General features: G+C 71.5%; 18 protein-coding genes. 5 read left to right on the top strand and 13 right to left on the bottom strand.

The genetic code is table 11. From position 1 onward, the window contains the following. Positions 1-270: 270 nt before the first annotated feature. Positions 271-1,449, top strand: a complete 1,179-nt coding sequence (locus tag AMY39116_RS0339440; protein ID WP_020423098.1) for a low temperature requirement protein A — start codon at positions 271-273, stop codon at positions 1,447-1,449. Here AMY39116_RS0339440 and AMY39116_RS0339435 read toward each other — a convergent pair. The 3 genes from AMY39116_RS0339435 to AMY39116_RS0339425 all read right to left on the bottom strand — a co-directional run bounded on the left by AMY39116_RS0339435 (position 1,439) and on the right by AMY39116_RS0339425 (position 4,424). Further along, positions 1,439-2,194 (bottom strand): Sir2 family NAD-dependent protein deacetylase, encoded by a 756-nt coding sequence (locus AMY39116_RS0339435; protein ID WP_020423097.1) that lies wholly within the window; start codon positions 2,192-2,194, stop codon positions 1,439-1,441. The genes AMY39116_RS0339440 and AMY39116_RS0339435 overlap by 11 nt on opposite strands. Positions 2,195-2,234: 40 nt before the next feature. Then, on the bottom strand, positions 2,235-3,458 hold the full coding sequence (locus tag AMY39116_RS0339430) for an Ig-like domain-containing protein (protein WP_051123670.1): 1,224 nt from the start codon (positions 3,456-3,458) through the stop codon (positions 2,235-2,237). A gap of 96 nt (positions 3,459-3,554) precedes the next feature. Continuing rightward, positions 3,555-4,424 (bottom strand): patatin-like phospholipase family protein, encoded by an 870-nt coding sequence (locus AMY39116_RS0339425; protein ID WP_020423095.1) that lies wholly within the window; start codon positions 4,422-4,424, stop codon positions 3,555-3,557. A 153-nt stretch (positions 4,425-4,577) separates the two neighbouring features. On the opposite strand from AMY39116_RS0339425, the gene AMY39116_RS0339420 reads away from it, so the two are divergent. Further along, entirely contained in the window at positions 4,578-6,503 is a 1,926-nt protein-coding gene (locus tag AMY39116_RS0339420; RefSeq protein WP_020423094.1) for an acyl-CoA dehydrogenase family protein, read from the top strand. A gap of 19 nt (positions 6,504-6,522) precedes the next feature. Continuing rightward, positions 6,523-7,230, top strand: a complete 708-nt coding sequence (locus AMY39116_RS0339415; protein ID WP_020423093.1) for a copper homeostasis protein CutC — start codon at positions 6,523-6,525, stop codon at positions 7,228-7,230. A gap of 64 nt (positions 7,231-7,294) precedes the next feature. Here the strand turns inward: AMY39116_RS0339415 and AMY39116_RS0339410 are convergent, their stop codons facing one another. From AMY39116_RS0339410 to AMY39116_RS0339395, 4 genes are all read right to left on the bottom strand, one after another. Continuing rightward, on the bottom strand, positions 7,295-7,951 hold the full coding sequence (locus AMY39116_RS0339410; protein WP_020423092.1) for a DedA family protein: 657 nt from the start codon (positions 7,949-7,951) through the stop codon (positions 7,295-7,297). A gap of 99 nt (positions 7,952-8,050) precedes the next feature. Then, on the bottom strand, positions 8,051-9,052 hold the full coding sequence (lipA, locus tag AMY39116_RS0339405) for a lipoyl synthase (RefSeq protein WP_027936628.1): 1,002 nt from the start codon (positions 9,050-9,052) through the stop codon (positions 8,051-8,053). A gap of 36 nt (positions 9,053-9,088) precedes the next feature. Next, positions 9,089-10,033, bottom strand: coding sequence for an oxidoreductase (locus AMY39116_RS0339400; protein ID WP_020423090.1), 945 nt, complete (start codon positions 10,031-10,033; stop codon positions 9,089-9,091). Positions 10,034-10,052: 19 nt separating this feature from the next. Next, positions 10,053-10,547: a hypothetical protein gene (locus AMY39116_RS0339395; RefSeq protein ID WP_020423089.1), complete on the bottom strand. Its 495-nt coding sequence runs from the start codon at positions 10,545-10,547 to the stop codon at positions 10,053-10,055. Between the two features lie 129 nt (positions 10,548-10,676). On the opposite strand from AMY39116_RS0339395, the gene AMY39116_RS0339390 reads away from it, so the two are divergent. Further along, positions 10,677-11,270: a TetR/AcrR family transcriptional regulator gene (locus AMY39116_RS0339390; protein ID WP_020423088.1), complete on the top strand. Its 594-nt coding sequence runs from the start codon at positions 10,677-10,679 to the stop codon at positions 11,268-11,270. Positions 11,271-11,287: 17 nt separating this feature from the next. Beyond that, on the top strand, positions 11,288-12,220 hold the full coding sequence (locus AMY39116_RS0339385; protein WP_020423087.1) for an LLM class F420-dependent oxidoreductase: 933 nt from the start codon (positions 11,288-11,290) through the stop codon (positions 12,218-12,220). A 28-nt stretch (positions 12,221-12,248) separates the two neighbouring features. Here AMY39116_RS0339385 and lipB read toward each other — a convergent pair whose 3' ends face one another. The 6 genes from lipB to sucB form a co-directional block, all read right to left on the bottom strand. Next, positions 12,249-12,992: a lipoyl(octanoyl) transferase LipB gene (lipB, locus tag AMY39116_RS0339380; RefSeq protein ID WP_020423086.1), complete on the bottom strand. Its 744-nt coding sequence runs from the start codon at positions 12,990-12,992 to the stop codon at positions 12,249-12,251. 10 nt (positions 12,993-13,002) lie between these two features. Next, complete coding sequence (locus tag AMY39116_RS0339375) at positions 13,003-13,635, bottom strand: phosphatase PAP2 family protein (protein WP_020423085.1); 633 nt, start codon at positions 13,633-13,635, stop codon at positions 13,003-13,005. Continuing rightward, entirely contained in the window at positions 13,632-14,510 is an 879-nt protein-coding gene (locus AMY39116_RS0339370; protein WP_020423084.1) for a TIGR01777 family oxidoreductase, read from the bottom strand. The genes AMY39116_RS0339375 and AMY39116_RS0339370 overlap by 4 nt, the downstream gene beginning before the upstream one ends. 41 nt (positions 14,511-14,551) lie before the next feature. Further along, the gene (locus AMY39116_RS0339365; RefSeq protein ID WP_020423083.1) at positions 14,552-15,004 is read right to left on the bottom strand and encodes a helix-turn-helix transcriptional regulator; all 453 of its coding nucleotides are present in this window, start codon (positions 15,002-15,004) and stop codon (positions 14,552-14,554) included. A gap of 16 nt (positions 15,005-15,020) precedes the next feature. Then, a complete protein-coding gene (locus tag AMY39116_RS44305) occupies positions 15,021-16,091 on the bottom strand; it encodes a serine hydrolase (RefSeq protein ID WP_020423082.1) in 1,071 nt (356 codons plus the stop codon). A 66-nt stretch (positions 16,092-16,157) separates the two neighbouring features. Beyond that, positions 16,158-16,928, bottom strand: a 771-nt coding sequence (gene sucB / locus AMY39116_RS0339355; RefSeq protein ID WP_020423081.1) for a 2-oxoglutarate dehydrogenase, E2 component, dihydrolipoamide succinyltransferase, incomplete at its 5' end; no start/stop codon positions are given.

Here is a 16,928-nt window from a genome sequence, read left to right as displayed (position 1 = left end):
GACCGGGTAAACCTTGACTTGCCTTCACGGTGCGGGGATCAGCTACGGACAGTGGCTATGTGGAGCGGGTTCCGGGGATGGGGACCGCGCTCCGGGCTCTCGAGATCGGACACTCAGGGTCACGCCCGGCCCGGTACCGTCGGCGTCCGCGGGGGATCGTACGGCGGCAGGAAGGCACCCACGTGGGTGGGCCCGGACGAGGGGGAGCCGGGCCCACCCGTCGTGTGTGCTGGGATGAGGCGGACAGCAGCCGATCGGGAGGGGCGAGGCATGTCCGTGGCACCCGCGAACCGGCGGTACCGCGTCTGGTACCGGCCGATGACGGCGCGGAACCGCGACGAGGAGCACCGCGCGGCGACCCCGCTGGAATTGTTGTTCGACCTGTGTTTCGTCGTCGCGGTCGGCCAGGCCGCGGCGGAACTGCACCACGCGTTGTCGGAGAACCACGTCGGCCACGGCGTGCTGAGCTTCCTGCTCGTGTTCTTCGCGATCTGGTGGGGCTGGGTGAACTTCACCTGGTTCGCCTCCGCGTTCGACACCGACGACGGCCCCTACCGGTTGCTGACGTTCGTGCAGATCGGCGGCGCGCTGGTCGTCGCCGCCGGCGTGGGGAAGGCGTTCTCCGACGACTTCACGGTCATCGTGATCGGGTACGTGCTGATGCGGCTGGCGATGGTCGCGCAGTGGCTGCGGGCCGCCCGGAGCGTGCCCGAATGCCGGTCCACGGCACTGCGGTACGCGCTGGGCATCATGATCGTGCAGGCCGGCTGGATCGCGCGGCTCGCGGTGCCCGAATCGTGGTTCCTGCCCAGTTTCCTGGTGCTCGCCGCGGCCGAGATGCTCGTGCCGGTCTGGGCCGAGCGCCGCACGCCGACCAACTGGCACCGCCACCACATCGCCGAGCGGTACGGCCTGTTCACGCTGATCGTGCTCGGCGAAACGATCTTCGGCGCGACGAACGCGGTCCGCGAGGCGATCGACACCGGTCACGACGTGCTGAACCTGGTGTTCCTCGCGCTGGCCGGGCTGGTCCTGGTGTTCGGCATGTGGTGGCTGTACTTCGACCAGCCCGGCCACCAGCGGCTCGCCCAGTTCAAGTACGGCTACGCCTGGGGCTACGGCCACTACCTGATCTTCACGTCGGCGGCCGCGGTCGGCGTCGGCATCGAGGTCGCGCTGGACCACGAGACCCACACCGGCCACGCGCCCGAGCTGGTCGCCGCGTTCGCCACCACCGTGCCCGTGGCGGTGTTCCTGGTCAGCGTGTGGCTGCTGCACGTCGGGCCGCGCAACGAGTGCCGCCCGATCGCGATCGGCTTCCCGCTCGCCGCGGTGCTGGCGCTGGCGGTGTCGTTCACGCCGGTGCCGGTGTACCTGACCGCGCTGGTCGTCGCGGCGCTGGTGGCCACGGTGGTGATCGCCAGCCACGGCGAACCGGTCAGCGACTGACCAGCTTCGGCAGCACCTCGCCCAGCGGCTCACGCAACACCACGGTCGCCACGTCGTCGTAGGGCGTTTCGGAGGCGTTCGCGATGATCACCGGCGCCCCGGCGGCCGCCGCGATGTCCACCAGGCCGGCGGCCGGGTGCACGGTCAGCGAGGTGCCCAGCGCCAGCATCAGGTCGCACGTCTCGGCGGCTTCGCGGGCGCGGTCCACCACCTCCGGGTCGAGCATCTGCCCGAAGGACACCGTCGCGGACTTGAGGATCCCGCCGCAGATCTCGCACTCCGGGTCGGACTCCCCGGCCCGCACGCGGTCCAGCGTCTCGTGCATGTCGCGGCGGTCGTCGCAGGCCAGGCAGATCGTGTCGGCCATCGTGCCGTGCAGCTCGACCACCCGGTCCGGCGAGTTCCCGGCCTTCTGGTGCAGCCCGTCGATGTTCTGCGTGAGGATCGCCGACAGCCTGCCCTGCCGTTCCAGGTCGACCAGGGCCAGGTGCGCCGCGTTCGGCCTGGCCCACCACCCGGGGTGGTCGAGCCGGGCCTGCCACGACTGCTCACGCACCTCGCGGCTGGCGACGTAGTCGTCGATGTGCGACAGCTTCTCGGCGGCCGGGTTCTTCGTCCACACCCCCTGCGGGCCCCGGAAGTCCGGGATGCCCGAATCGGTGGAGACACCGGCGCCGGTGAGCGCGACGATCCGCGAAGCGCCGTCCACGAGCCGTCGCGCGTGATCGAGTTCCGGGGCAGTCATGACCCCCATCGTGCCGCCCCGGAACCGCGATCACCACACGTCACTTCAGCGCGCTGCCCTGCTGCCACTGCTCCCACGACAGCGCCCAGTCGCCGTAGAGGTCCCACACCGGCAGCTGCTGCCCGCCGGAGTTGGTCACCTCGACCACGTCACCCAGCCCCAGGTTGTTGAAGAACCACTCGGCGTTCTCGGCGTTGAGGTTGATGCAGCCGTGCGACACGTTCGAGTTGCCCTGCGCGCCCACGCTGTTCGGGTTCTCGTGGACGAACTCGCCGTCGTTGGAGATGCGCTCGGTCCACTTCTCCTCGGACCGGTACCACTTCGGATCGCCCTGGCAGACGCCGTAGGTGCAGGAGTCCATCGTGTAGCTCTGCGCCTTGAACGAAATGACGTGCGCCCCCAGGTGCGTCGGGGTGGCGTCCTTGCCCATCGAAATCGGCATGGTCTTCACCACCTGGCCGTTGTGCAGGATCTGCATCTGCTCGGTGTTGCCGTCGGCTTTCGCGATCCAGGAATCGTGCACGTGGTAGGTCTCGGTGCGGTCCTCCGCGCCGTAGACGCCGTTGCCGAAATCGACACCGTAGATCTTCGCGGAAACGGTCAGCGTCGTGCCCGGCTGCCAGTACTCCTTGGGCCGGTAATGCACGTTCTTGTCGTCGATCCAGTACCAGCCGCCCTGCTGCGGCGGATTCGACACCACCGACAGCTGCTTTTCCACGTCCGCCTTGTTCTTCACCGGGTAGCTGAACTGGAAGACGATGGGCTGCCCGACCCCGACACCGGTCTGGGCCACCGAAGCCGGCGCGGGGATCATGTTCGGGTTCGCCTGCTTCGACGGCGACACCGTGGTCACCTGGCCCTGCTGCTCGACCGTCTTGCCGCTGCCGTCGGCGCCGTGCGCGTCGATCGTGTAGGTGCTGCCGTACCCGAGCGGTTCGGACGAGGTCCAGGTGGTCTTGTCCGCCGAGAACTCGCCCTTCACGGTGGTGTGCTTCGCGGCGTTCTGGACGGTCACGTCGCGGAGCGTGCCGTTGGCGGCCTTGACCACGATCGGCGTGACCGGGCTGATGTTCTTCCCGTTCGCGGGTTCGATGGAAACGGAAACCGCGGCCGCCTGGCTCGAGGTGCCGGGCGCGGCCGTGCCGCCGTTGTTCGCATTGCCCGAATTGCCGGAACTGCACGCCGACAGAAAGAGCGCCACCGCGAGCAGTCCAGCCGCGATCGGCGCGCTGCGGGTGAAAGGTAAAGTCTTCTTGACTGTCATGTGGTCTCTTTTTGGGAAATAGTGGGTGAGAAAGCAAAACTACCGCGCCCGGATAGACGTGCCCTCACCCGGTTTGTTGTCCCGGAGTGGCCCGCGTCACCCGATTTTGACCCCGGGGCCGCCGTAGAGGCCGGGCCCGTCGATCACCAGGCCGTCCAGGTAGATCCGCGCGGCCTCGAACGCGAGGTCGGTCAGCTCCTCGGTGCGGCTGAAGTCCAGCGGGCTCAGCCGCACCGGGCGCGGCCCCGGCAGGTAGACCACCGGCACCTCCGCGGCCGCGATCGGCGCCTCCAGCACGGCTTGGTTCCGCATGCTCACCATCGCCGTGTACATCAGCACCTCGGCGAACGTCTGCGGCGGCGACGGGATCTGGCCGGGGAAGGCGCAGTCCAGCACCACGAGCGACCGCGCGCCGAGCACCAGCGCCTGCCGCATCGGCACGTTCGCGACCAGGCCGCCGTCGTAGAGCAGGCGCCCGTCGTGCTCGACCGGCGGGTAGATGCCCGGGATCGCCGCGCTCGCCAGCAGGGGCGGTCGCAGGTCGCCGGAGGTGAACAGGCGCGCCTCCGCGGTGTCCACGTCGGTCGCGACTACGCCCAGCGGCAGCGCGAGGTCCTCGAACGTGGTGCCCGGCCCGAGGTGGTCGTCGACGATCGTCGCCAGGCCGATGTTCGGGAAGAGGTGGGTCTTGCTGTGCCGCAGGGTGCGCACCTGGCTGAGGACCCCGCCGGGGAACGCCTCGTGGCGGGTCATGTGCGTCCAGGTCTTGCGCAGCCGCTCGCCGGCGTCATCCGGGTCCAGCGCGAGCACCGCGCCGTTGAGGGACCCCACCGACGTGCCGACGACCAGGTCGGGCCGGATCCCGGCCTCGGTGAGGGCACGCAGCATGCCGACCTGCATCGCACCCAGGCTGCCGCCCCCGCCGAGCACGAACCCGACCGGGCGGGGCAGGTCGACCTCGGCCATCGGACCACCTCCACTCGCATGGTGCTCCGCGTCCCCGCGCGCCGCCATCGGACGCGCGGTGGCATTCACCACCCCGGTCGAGGGGCTTCCGTTCGCGCTACCGGTGAGTAACACTGGTCACAATGTCTTGACGGCGCACCGAGGAGGTGTTCGGTGGTTGATCAGCCGAAGGTGACGGAGAAGGAAGCCCGCGCGGTCGCCGAGGAGGCCCGGGAGAGCGGCTGGGGCAAGCCGTCGTTCGCGAAGGAGCTCTACCTCGGGCGGTTCCGGCTCGACCTCGTCCACCCCCACCCGCGTGCCGAACCCGCGGCCGCGAAGAAGGCCGAGCAGTTCCTCACCCGCCTGCGCGAGTACGCCGAAACCCTCGACGGCGCCGTCATCGAGCGGGAGGCGCGCATCCCGGACGAGTACGTCAAGGGCCTGGCCGAGCTGGGCTGCTTCGGCATCAAGATCCCGGAGGAGTACGGCGGGCTCGGGCTGTCCCAGGTCGCCTACAACCGCGCGCTCGCGTTGCTCGGCTCGGTCCACCCGACGCTGGGCGTGCTGCTGTCGGCGCACCAGTCGATCGGCGTGCCGGAACCCCTGAAGCTGGCAGGCACGCCCGAGCAGAAGGCGAAGTTCCTGCCGCGCTGCGCGAAGGGCGCGGTGACCGCCTTCCTGCTCACCGAGCCCGACGTCGGCTCCGACCCGGCGCGCCTGGCGACCACCGCGACGCCCACCGAGGACGGCGGGTACCTCCTCGACGGCGTGAAGTTGTGGACCACCAACGGTGTCGTCGCCGAACTGGTCGTCGTGATGGCGCGGGTGCCGCGCAGCGAGGGGCACCGCGGCGGGATCACCGCGTTCATCGTCGAGATGGACTCGCCCGGCATCACCGTGGAGCGTCGCAACGCGTTCATGGGCCTGCGTGGCATCGAAAACGGCGTCACCCGCTTCCACCAGGTGCGGGTGCCCGCGGACGCGGTCGTCGGCGGCGAGGGCAAGGGGCTCAAGATCGCGCTGGCCACGCTCAACACCGGGCGGTTGTCGATCCCGTCGATGTGCGCGGGCGCGGGCAAGTGGTGCCTCAAGATCGCCCGCGAGTGGTCCGCGGCCCGCGTGCAGTGGGGCAAGCCAATCGCCGGGCACGCGGCCGTGGCGAACAAGATCTCGTTCATCGCCGCGACGACGTACGCGCTGGAGAGCGTGCAGGAGCTGTCCGGCCACATGAGCGACGAGGGCCGCAACGACATCCGCATCGAGGCGGCGCTGGCCAAGCTGTACGCCAGCGAGATGTCCTGCAAGATCGCCGACGAGCTGATGCAGATCCGCGGCGGCCGCGGCTACGAGACCGCGCAGTCGCTCGCGGCGCGCGGGGAACGGGCGGTCGGCGTCGAACAGCTGGTGCGCGACCTGCGGATCAACCGCATCTTCGAGGGCTCGACCGAGATCATGCACCTGCTCATCGCCCGCGAGGCGGTGGACGCGCACCTGGCGGCCGCCGGGGCGCTCGCCGACGTGGAGGCCGACCTGCCCGCGAAGGCGAAGGCCGCGGCCAAGGCCAGCGGGTTCTACGCGAAGTGGCTGCCGCAGCTGGTCACCGGCCGCGGCCAGGTGCCCACGTCGTTCGCGGAGTTCGGGCAGCTCGCGCCGCACCTGCGTTACATCGAGCGCACGGCCCGCAAGCTGGCTCGCTCGACGTTCTACGGGATGGCGCGCTGGCAGGCCGGGCTGGAGAAGCGGCAGGGGTTCCTCGGCCGGATCGTCGACATCGGCGCCGAACTGTTCGCGATGTCCGCGGCCTGTGTGCGGGCGGAGATGCAGCGCGAGGACGACGTCCGGGAGGGCGAAGCCGCCTACGAGCTGGCCGACGTGTTTTGCCGCCAGGCGCGGGTGCGGATCGAGACGTTGTTCGAGGGCCTGTGGCGCAACACCGACGACCTGGACCGCCGCCTCACCGACCGGGTCATGGACGGCGCCTTCACCTGGCTGGAGGAGGGTGTCCTGGACCCGAGCGAGGGCACCGGGCCGTGGATCGCGGACTGGCGGGCCGGCGCGTCCACCGCGGAGGACGTCGCGCGGCGGTACTCGACCGGCTGAACCGTGGTACTACTCGGCAGTGGCCTTCGTCGAGCTGAGCACGGACACTGTGGACGGTGCGATCGCGGCGGACCGGCTCGGCGCGGACCGCGTCGAGCTGTGCGCCGCGGGCGCGCTGGGCGGGCTGACGCCCGGGCCGGGGCTGCTCGCGGCCACCCTGGCGCGCTGCACGCGCGCCGGGGTGCACGTGCTGATCCGGCCGCGGGACGGCGGGTTCCGCTACGCGCCTGCCGAGGTGGACGCGATGCTCGCCGACGTGCGGCACGCGGTCGCGGCCGGAGCGGCGGGTGTCGTGGTCGGGGCGCTGACCGCGGCAGGCGAGGTCGACCGGGTGGTGGTGGGTGAGCTGGTGGCCGCCGCCGGTGGGCGCGAGGTGACGTTCCACCGTGCGATCGACGTGTGCGCGGATCCGCTGGTGGCGCTGGAGGTGCTGGCGGAGCTGGGCGTGCGGCGCGTGCTCAGCTCCGGCCAGGCGGCGACCGCCGTCGAGGGGGCGCCGCTGCTGGCGCGGATGACGGAGGAGGCAGGCGACCGGGTCACGGTGATGGCGTGCGGTGGGATCCGGCCGCACAACGTGCGCCAGGTGCTGGAGGCCACCGGCGTGCGGCACGTGCACGCCGCGCCCCGGCGCCCGGCCGAACAGGCCCCGGCGACCGCCGTGGACTTCGGCGTGCACGCGACCCTGGACGTCCAGGCGGCCGAAGAGCTGATCGCCGCCGCCCGCTGAACGCGCACGAGCGCAGAACTCGCCGTGGTGAGTTCTGCGCTCGTGGAAGGTCCCGCGCGGCGGGTCACTCGGCCTTGCTGGGCTCCGCGGTGCGCTCGTCGAGCTTGCCCATCGCCTTCTTCTTCTTCCACCGCAGCAGGAAGAAGACCGCGACGGCGGCCAGCACGCCGACCACGATCAGGCCGCCGGTGTTGAGGATCCCCTCGATCCGCTTGGCCGCCTCGCCCAGCGCGGCGCCCAGGCTGACGTGCAGCAGCGACCAGCTGATCGCGCCCGCGGCCGCCGCGGGCAGGAACTTGCGGAACTCCAGTCCCGATGTCCCCGCCGCGGCCGGCGTCAGCGTCCGGATCACCGGCAGGAACCGGGCGAAGAACACCGCCCACGCGCCCCTGCGGTGCAGCACGTCCGTCGCCTTGTCCCAGGCGTCCGTGCCGTACTTCTGGATCAGTTTGGTCTCGCGCAGCCGCGGCCCGAACTTCCGCCCGATCGCGTACCCGAGCGAGTCGCCGAGGGTGGCGCACACCGCCACCACCGCCCACAGGATCAAAAACCGCGGCGCGGTGTTCGCGGTGGTCGCGGCGACCAACAATCCCGACTCGCCGGGGGCGATGAAGCCCAGCCCGATGGTGCACTCGGCGAACACGAGTGCGCCGGTCGCGCCGACCAACGCCGGCTGCGGCAGTGCCTGCAGCCATTCCAGGATGTCGGTTACCAGCGCCACGTGTGATCCCCTGTCCCTTTTGCCCCTGCTGACCCCTTCAAACTACCGTGCACGGTATCGGGTTCGCGGCGCACTTTCGTCAGGGAATTCCCCCGACTTTCAGCGCGTCAGGAGGCTGCTGGCTTCCTGGGCGGCGGGTCCGGCTTCGGCCAGGTGCGCGAGGTTGGCGGGCAGTTCCTCGCCGCGGTGGCGCTTGGTCTGGGCGTAGAGCCGGCCGGCGCGGTAGGAGGAGCGGACCAGCGGCCCGGCCATCACCCCGGCGAACCCGAGACCCTCGGCGACCTTGGCGTGCTCGACGAACTCCTCCGGCTTGACCCAGCGGTCCACCGGGTGGTGGCGCACCGACGGGCGCAGGTACTGGGTGATCGTCAGGATCTCGCAGCCGGCCTCGACCAGGTCGCGCATCGCCGGCTCGACCTCCTCCGGGGTTTCCCCCATGCCCAGGATCAGGTTCGACTTGGTGACCAGCCCGGCCTCACGGGCCCGGGTGATGACCTCCAGCGACCGCGCGTAGCGGAAGCCGGGGCGGATGCGCTTGAAGATCCGCGGCACGGTCTCCACGTTGTGCGCCAGCACCTCCGGCGCCGAGCCGAACACCTCGGCCAGCTGGCCCGGGTCGGCGTTGAAGTCCGGGATCAGCAGCTCCACCCCGGTGCCCGGGTTGAGCGCGTGGATCTGGCGGACCGTCTCGGCGTACAGCCACGCCCCGCCGTCGTCCAGGTCGTCACGGGCAACCCCGGTGACCGTCGAGTAACGCAGGCCCATCGCCTGCACGCTCTCGGCCACCCGGCGCGGCTCCTCCCGGTCCAGCGCGGCCGGCTTGCCGGTGTCGATCTGGCAGAAGTCGCAGCGGCGGGTGCACTGGTCACCGCCGATGAGGAACGTCGCCTCGCGGTCCTCCCAGCACTCGTAGATGTTGGGACAGCCCGCCTCTTCACAGACCGTGTGCAGGCCCTCCCGCCGCACCAGGCCCTTGAGCTCGGTGAACTCCGGCCCCATCTTCGCGCGGGTCTTGATCCAGGACGGCTTCTTCTCGATCGGCGTCTCACTGTTGCGGACCTCGAGCCGCAGCAGCTTCCGACCTTCAGGCACAACAGTCACGCGCCCCAGCGTACGCCCCCGGACGGGGCGGATGACCTACGCTGGGTCGGGGGTCACGCCGGTCAGCTTGGCCGTCAGGTCCCACAGCTTGCGGCCGTTCTCGCGGTCCAGCGCGGCCCGCAGCGGCTGCACCACGGTGGGGTTGCCGCGGATGCCGCGGAACAGGCTCGGGCCGATGTAGTCGCCGCCGTTGACGTCCGGCGCGGTGGCCGCGATCAGGGACGGCAGCGCGCCGGTGCGGACACCCTGCGCGACCAGCAGATCGCCCAGGAAGGTCACGCCGCCGACGAGCTTGCGCACGATGGGGTGGCCCTGCGCGTTGGCCATGTTCGAGTTCAGGTTGGTGGCCGTGTAGCCCGGGTGGGCGGCCACGCTGATCACGTCGTCACCGGCGGCACGCAGGCGGCGGTCCAGTTCCAGCGCGAAGATCTGGTTGGCGATCTTGGACTGGCTGTACGCCGCGGCCGGGTTGTAGCGCCGGTGCTCGAAGCCGGGGTCGTCGAAGTCGACGCGGCCGCCGGTGGCGGCGAGGCTGGACAGCGTCACCACGCGGGCGTTCGTGCCGCGCCGCAGGGCGGGCATGAGCAGCCAGGTCAGCGCGGCGTGGCCCAGGTGGTTGGTGCCGAACTGCAGCTCGAAGCCGTCCTTGGTGCGGCCCTTCGGAGCGGCCATCAGTCCGGCGTTGTTGATCAGGACGTCGAGTTTCCCGCCGGTGAGCTCCTCGGCGCGGGCCGCCGCCGCGCGCACCGACGCGAGGTCGGCGAGGTCCAGGGAGATCAGCTCGGGAGCGGCCGCCGCGCCCGACGAGACGGTGCGCAGCGCCTGTTCGCCGCGCTCCGGGTTGCGGCAGGCGATCAGCACGCGCGCGCCCTTGGCGGCCAGCACGAGGGAGGTTTGCAGACCGAGGCCGGAGTTCGCGCCGGTGACGAGCACCGTGCGGCCCGTCTGGTCGGGGATGTCGGCCTCGGTCCAGGTTTTCATGCCCGGATATTAGGGAAGATCACGCGCTCGGGGCCAGCATTCGCAGCAGACGGTCGAACGGACGCGCCGGACGCAGCCCGGGGCCTTCGCTCAGCAGGGCCTCGAACGCGGCGCCGACCTTGGCCACCTCGTCCACCGGCTCGTCCGGCTCGGCCAGCCCGGCCGCGATGGCGAGCATCGCCTGCTCGGCGCGGTGCGCGGCCTTGAGCGCGGGGTATTCGTCTCGGTGGGCGGCGACGACCTCGTAGAGCGCGCGGTTGCGCCGGACCGCCGCGGTCCAGGCGCGCTTGACGGCGTCCACGTGGTCGATGCCCTCGGCCGCGGCGCGCAGGTGGCCGCTGAGCAGCTGGGTCCACCGGTAGTGCAGCGCGAGCATGAGGTTTTCACGCGTGCCGAAGGCCTTCTCGGCACCGGGGATCTCGTCGAAGGGCAGCGGGCCCTGCGGGTCGCGGGCCGCCGCGGTCAGGACGGCGTCCAGGATGTCGCGCCGTCGGTAGAAGTCGTTCCAGCTCACGGGTCCTCCCCAAGTTGTGACCCCGGCCATACTCTGGGTTTGAAGCATACCGTCGGTATGGTGCCGACACTGCGAACATACCACGGGTATGGAAACGGGAACCGGCGTAAGCTTGTGAGCGTGGTGACAATGCGGTCCAGGCGTCTCGACTATTCGGAGTCCACGCGGTCGGCCCTGGTGAACAGCGCGGTGGAGCTGTTCACCAAACGGGGTTACGCCAGCACTTCGCTCGACGAGGTCGCCAAGCGCGCCCGGGTCACGAAAGGTGCCCTGTATCACCATTTCAGTGGAAAACAGGCGCTCTTCGAAGCGGCGTTCGAGAAGGTGGAGAGCCGGGTTTTCGGGCGGCTGGAAGAGATCATGGGCGGCAGCGGCGCGCCGTGGGAGCGGGCGCTGGCGGGGCTGCGGGAGTTCATCTCCAGCTGCCTCGACCCGGCCTACCAGCGGATCGCGATCCACGAGGCTCCGGTGGTGATGGGCTGGGAGCGCTGGCGGGAGGCCGAGGACAGGGCGAGCTTCGGGCTGATCCGGTCGAGCCTGGAGGACCTGATCGAGGCGGGCGAGGTGGACGAGGTCCCGGTCGAGATCACCGCGCGGCTGCTGTTCGGGGCCCTGCACAGCGCGGCGACCGAGATCGCCAGCTCACCCGATCCGAAGAAGGTCGGCGCCCAGATCGAAGCGGTGATCGTGCAGCTGCTGCACCGGGTTCGGCGTACCAGCTGAATCGATAGGGTGGACTCGTGGACCTTCGGATTTTCACTGAGCCCCAGCAGGGCGCGAGCTATGACGATCTCCTGCGCGTCGCCAAGGCGACCGAGGACAACGGCTTCGACGCCTTCTTCCGTTCCGACCACTTCCTGAAGATGGGCTCCGCCTCCGGGCTGCCCGGCCCGACCGACGCCTGGGTGACGCTCGGCGCGCTGGCCCGCGAGACCTCCCGCATCCGGCTGGGCACGCTGGTCACCGCCGCGACGTTCCGGCACCCGTCGGTGCTGGCGATCTCCGTGGCGCAGGTCGACCAGATGTCCGGCGGCCGCGTGGACTTCGGCCTCGGCTCCGGCTGGTACGACGCCGAGCACCAGGCCTACGGCATCCCGATGCCGGAGATCAAGGAGCGCTTCGACCTCTACGCCGAGCAGCTGGAGATCATCACCGGCCTGTGGGAGACCCCCGAGGGCGAGACGTTCTCCTTCGACGGCAAGCACTACCAGCTCGCCGACGCGCCCGCGCTGCCCAAGCCGGCCCAGTCGCCGCGCCCGCCGGTGATCATCGGCGGTGGCGGCAAGAAGCGCACCCCGGCCCTGGCGGCCCGCTTCGCCGACGAGTTCAACGCGGCGTTCGTCGACGCGGACACCGCCGCCGCCCAGTTCGAGCGCGTGGACGCCGCGTGCCGCGAGATCGGCCGCGACCCGAAGGCGGTCATCCGCTCCGCGGCCCAGGTGGTGGCCGTCGGCAAGGACGACGCCGAGTTCGCCCGCCGCGCCGCCGCGATCGGCCGCGAGACCGACGAGGTGAAGCAGAACGGCCTGGCAGGCACGGTGGACGAGGTGGTCGACAAGATCGGCCGCTACCGCGAGGCCACCGGCGTCACCCGCCTCTACCTGCAGGTGCTGGACCTGTCCGACCTGGACCACCTCGAGCTGATCGCCTCGAAGGTCGCCCCGCAGCTGTGACCGCGCGTCCTCCGGTCCTGGGCGTGGCTCAGGGCCGGAGGGCGAACGTCACGCCCGGCGCCGAGGGCGCCGAATCCTCACGGCGCAGCCACCGGTCGTCCGACACCGCCAGCTCGCCGTCCAGCGCGGCCAGCACCGCGTCGCGGGCCAGGGGGAGCGCCTCGGCGACCGGGACGTCCCGCTCCAGCTCGAACGACAGCGACGTCACGCCGGCGTCCCGGATCCCGCACGGCACGATCTTGTCGAACGCCGTCAGGTCCGCGTTGCAGTTCAGCTCGAAACCGTGCATCGTCACACCGCGCTGCACGCGGATGCCGATCGCCGCGATCTTGCGCTCCGGGCCGCGCTCGTCGGCAGGCACCCACACGCCGCTGCGGCCCTCGACCCGCCCGGTGTAGACGCCGAACTGGTCGCACACCCGGATCAGCGCCTCCTCCAGGCGCCGCACGTAGTGCACCACGTCGATCGGGTCGCCCAGCTTGACGATCGGGTAGCCGACCAGCTGCCCCGGCCCGTGCCAGGTGATCTTCCCGCCGCGGTCGACGTCGATCACCGGGGTGCCGTCGGTCGGCCGGTCCGCGTCCTCGGTGCGCTTGCCCGCGGTGTAGACCGACGGGTGCTCCAGCAGCAGGAGCGTGTCCGGGGCCTCCGAGCAGTCCGCCCGCGCGTTCACCAGCTCCCGCTGCAGCTCCCAGGCTTGCAGGTAGTCGATGGTGCCGACGTTCTTGACGGTGACGGGCGTGCTGGTGGCGCGGCAGGACTTTGGACTCACGTCTGGCAGGTTACGCCGACCGCGCCGCCGACGGGACAGGCTGTGGCGGTAGCAACCGCACTGCCCACCCCGTGAGAAAACCCACGCCCAGCACACCGAGCACGGCGCCGACGGTGTCGCTGACCCAGTGCACCCCGAGCACCACGCGGCTCGCCGCGCACAGCACCGTCGCGACCGAGAAGAACACCACGACCCACTTCGTCAGCCTCGGCGCCAGCCACAGGCACAGCAGCGCCGCCGCGAGGCCGGTGCTGGAGATCGACACCACGTGCCCGCTGGGGTAGCTGAACTCCGGGTACTCGCGCGGCCGGTCGCGCACGAACAGCGGTTTGAAGACCACGCTCACCAGCCGGGTGGTGGCGAGCACGGCCAGCACCCGCAGCGCCACGCCTGCCTGGTAGCGCATGCCGCGCCGCCAGCACACGACGATCCCGATCGCGAGCGCGATCGCGAAGGTCGCCGGCACGACCGGTCCGAACGCGTCGCTGACCACCTGCGCCACCCGGCCCGGCGTGTCGCGCCACCAGCCCTGCACCAGTCCCGCCACGGCCAGGTCGACGGCGTACGGCGGCCGCGCCACCGCCACGCCCAGCCCGAGGAACAGGACGAAGAACGCGCCGCCGAGCGGAAGCCACCTGGTCAAAGGGCGACCGCCAATGCGCCGTCGAGGTCGGTGTGCACGAACGTGAACCCGGCCTTTTCCAGCACCGCGGGCACCGCCCGCTGCGAGATCAGCGCCATCTCGTCAGCCACTTCGCCGAGCGCGGTCCGCAACGCGAACCCGGGCACCCACCACGGCGCAGGCCGCCGCAGCGCGTGCCCCAGCGCGCGGGTGAACTCGGCGTTGGTCGCCGGTTCCGGGTTGCACACGTTCACCGGGCCGGACAACGTCTCGTGCTCGATGAGGAACCGCATCGCGGACACGTGGTCCCGCAGGCTGATCCACGGCATGTACTGCCTGCCGTCGCCGAGCCTGCCGCCGAGGCCGAGCCAGAACAGCGGCTTGAGCGGCCCGAGCAGGCCGTCCTTGGACAGCACCAGACCGGTGCGCAGGTTCACCACGCGCGAGCCCGCCTCCGCGGCCGGAGCGGTCGCCGCCTCCCACGCCTCGCACAGCTCGGCCAGGAAACCCGCGCCCCGCGGCGACTCCTCGGTGACCACCGCGTCGCCGGTGTCGCCGTAGTAGCCGATGCCGGAGGCGTTGACGAGGGCCGGGATCCGGTACTCGGCGACGGCCTCGGCCAGCACCTCGGTCGGCTCGATCCGGCTGTCGCGGATCATCTGCTTGCGGGCCGCGCTCCACCGCAGCCCCATCGGCGAGCCGCACAGGTTGACGACCGTCGTGACGTCCTCGAACGCGCGGTCGTCGATCCGGCCCGCCGGCGGGTCCCACGAGTGCTCGTCCGCGGCCCTGGCCGGACGCCGGACGAGCCGTCGCACGTCGTGCCCCGAGTCGCGCAGCGTGGCGACGAGCGCCGAGCCGAGTAGCCCGCTGGATCCGGCGATCAGTACTCGCATACCCCGATCGTTGCTCACACCGCCGCTTCGCGCACGTTCCCTCACCGCAGTTGCCCGGCGACGTCGGCGGCCGCGGTCAGCAGCACGAGCACCGGGATCGTGGCGCGGGCGGACAACCGGTAGCTGCCGCGCTTGTCCGGCTCGACGATCCCGGCTCCGGTGAGCGCCTTGAGGTGGTGGTAGAGCTGCCCGGTCGAGCCGAGCCCGGCGGCCTCCTGGAGCGCGGCGGCAGGCTGCGGCCCGCGTGCCGCCAGCGTCCGCACGATCGCCAGGCGTGCCGGATTGCCCAGCGCCGCCAGCACCTCCGCGCGGGGACCGTCGTCCAGGGCCAGCGCGCGGGCCGGGGTGACGGTGATCTCCCACTCGAGTTCGAGTGGCTCCTCGGTGCGGCCGCGGTAACCGACCACCCCCGTCCCGTCCGCCCTGGCGCCGCTTTCCAGCGCGGCCACCCGGCGTTCCAGGTCCGCCAGGCGGTTGAGCACGTCGTCGTTCACGGGCCCAGCATGACGGTCAGCCGCGCAGCGCCCGCACGAGCCTGTCGAAACCCTCCCGCGTGGACAGTGCGGCGAGCCCGGCGCGCAGGAACGGCCCCTGGTTGGCGAAATCCGCGTCGGCCACGTCGTCGAGCAGGAGCGCGAGGGTCGCGGCCCGTCCGTCCGGCCACCGCACGGTCATCCCGGTGGTCAGCACGCGCGGCAGGCTGCCGCCCTTGAACGCGACCGCGGCGGCGCCGGGCGGGACGAGCGCGGCGAAGGGCTCCTCCAGGTGGCGCCGCACGACGGTCTCGCCGAAGCGGCCGGCCGCGAGCGCGCGGTGCATCGCGAACAGCCCGGCCGCGCTTCCGCGCCCGTGCCCGCGCGTCCAGGCCACCTGGGTCTCGGCAGCCGGCGGGCTCTGGAAGCGGGCGAGCACCTCGTCCCGGAACGCCGGCTCGGTGGCGAACCGGCGCGCCAGCCGGTCGCCCGCGCCGGGCCGCAGCGCGGGGGAGCGTGGCAGGAACTCGGGGAACAGCAGCAGGAGCACCTCGCCGCAGAACGACCGGAGGTCCGGCCGGAGCCATCCGCCCCGGGCGGCCGCCGCGGTCAGGGCCCGGTCGCCGAGGCGGTCGCGCAGGTAGTCGGCGGCGGAGTTGTCGCTGAAGACGATCATCGCGCGGGCCAGCCGGTCCAGCGGGACGGTCACGTCCGGGTCGAGCGCGTTGCCCCGGTCGGTGTGCGGGATGCCGAGTTCCTGGAGGGCGGCCAGGTGCGCGCCGCCGTCGCCGCCGAACGGGTAGAACGCCTCCCAGTCGCCGAGCCGCACCGGCTCGTCCGGGTCCAGGCCGCGCTCGACCGCGGTGGCGTATGCGGCGAGGTGCACGACCTTGATCGTGGACGCCAGGACCTGCGGGGCGTGCGGCCGGTGCGCCACCCGGCGCCCGTCGGCGTCCACGGCCAGCGCGCCGACCCGGTCGCGGTGCCGGGCGATCCAGTCGAACCAGCCCTGCGGGGTGGACGTGTCGGCGACCGCGGTCGCGGGCACGGCGAGCGTGGCCGCGCCGGCGAGCGCCGCGGAGCCGAGCAGAGTGCGCCGGGAAAGCACGAAGACCCCCTCCTCCAGTTTTCCGTAATTACGGAATACCGGGGGAGGGGGTCTCCGGTCAAGCGGTTACAGACCCAGCTCGTCCTCGAAGTGGCCCTCTTCGAGGCGGTTCTTGATCGTGGTCAGGAACCGGCCGGCGTCCGCGCCGTCGATCAGGCGGTGGTCGTAGGTCAGGGCCAGGTAGGCCATCGACCGGATGGCGATGGTGTCCTGACCGTCGGCGTCGGTGACCACGACCGGCCGCTTCACCACCGCGCCGACGCCCAGGATCCCGGACTGCGGCTGGTTGATGATCGGCGTGTCGAACAGGGCGCCGTTGCTGCCCAGGTTGGTCACCGTGAAGGTGCCGCCCGACAGCTCGTCCGGCTTGATCTTGTTCGCGCGGGTGCGGGCCGCGACGTCCGCGATCGCCCTGGCCAGGCCGGCCAGGTTCAGCTCGCCCGCCTTGTGGATGACCGGGGAGAGCAGGCCGCGGTCGGTGTCCACCGCGACGGCGAGGTGCTCCTCGCCGAAGTAGGTGATCTCCTTCTTCTCCTCGTCCAGGTAGGCGTTGATGTTCGGGTGCTGCTTGAGCGCCTCGACCGTCGCCTTGGCGAAGAACGGCAGGAAGGTGAGCTTCACGCCCTCCCGCTCCTGGAAGGCGGCCTTCGCCTGCTGGCGCAGCCGGGCGATCTTGGTGACGTCCACCTCGAACACCTGGGTCAGCTGCGCCGAGTTCTGCAGCGACTCGCGGGTCCGCTGCGCGATGACCTGGCGGATCCGGCTCGCCTTCTGCACCGTGCCGCGCAGCGCGGCCAGCTCCGGCGACGGGGCCGCCGGGGCCTTCGCGGCGGGGGC

It is taken from the genome of Amycolatopsis sp. ATCC 39116, assembly GCF_000231075.2.
Lineage (GTDB): Bacteria > Actinomycetota > Actinomycetes > Mycobacteriales > Pseudonocardiaceae > Amycolatopsis_E > Amycolatopsis_E tucumanensis.
Note: the sequence above shows the minus strand (reverse complement) of the source record. Positions and strands in the feature narration are given on the sequence as shown.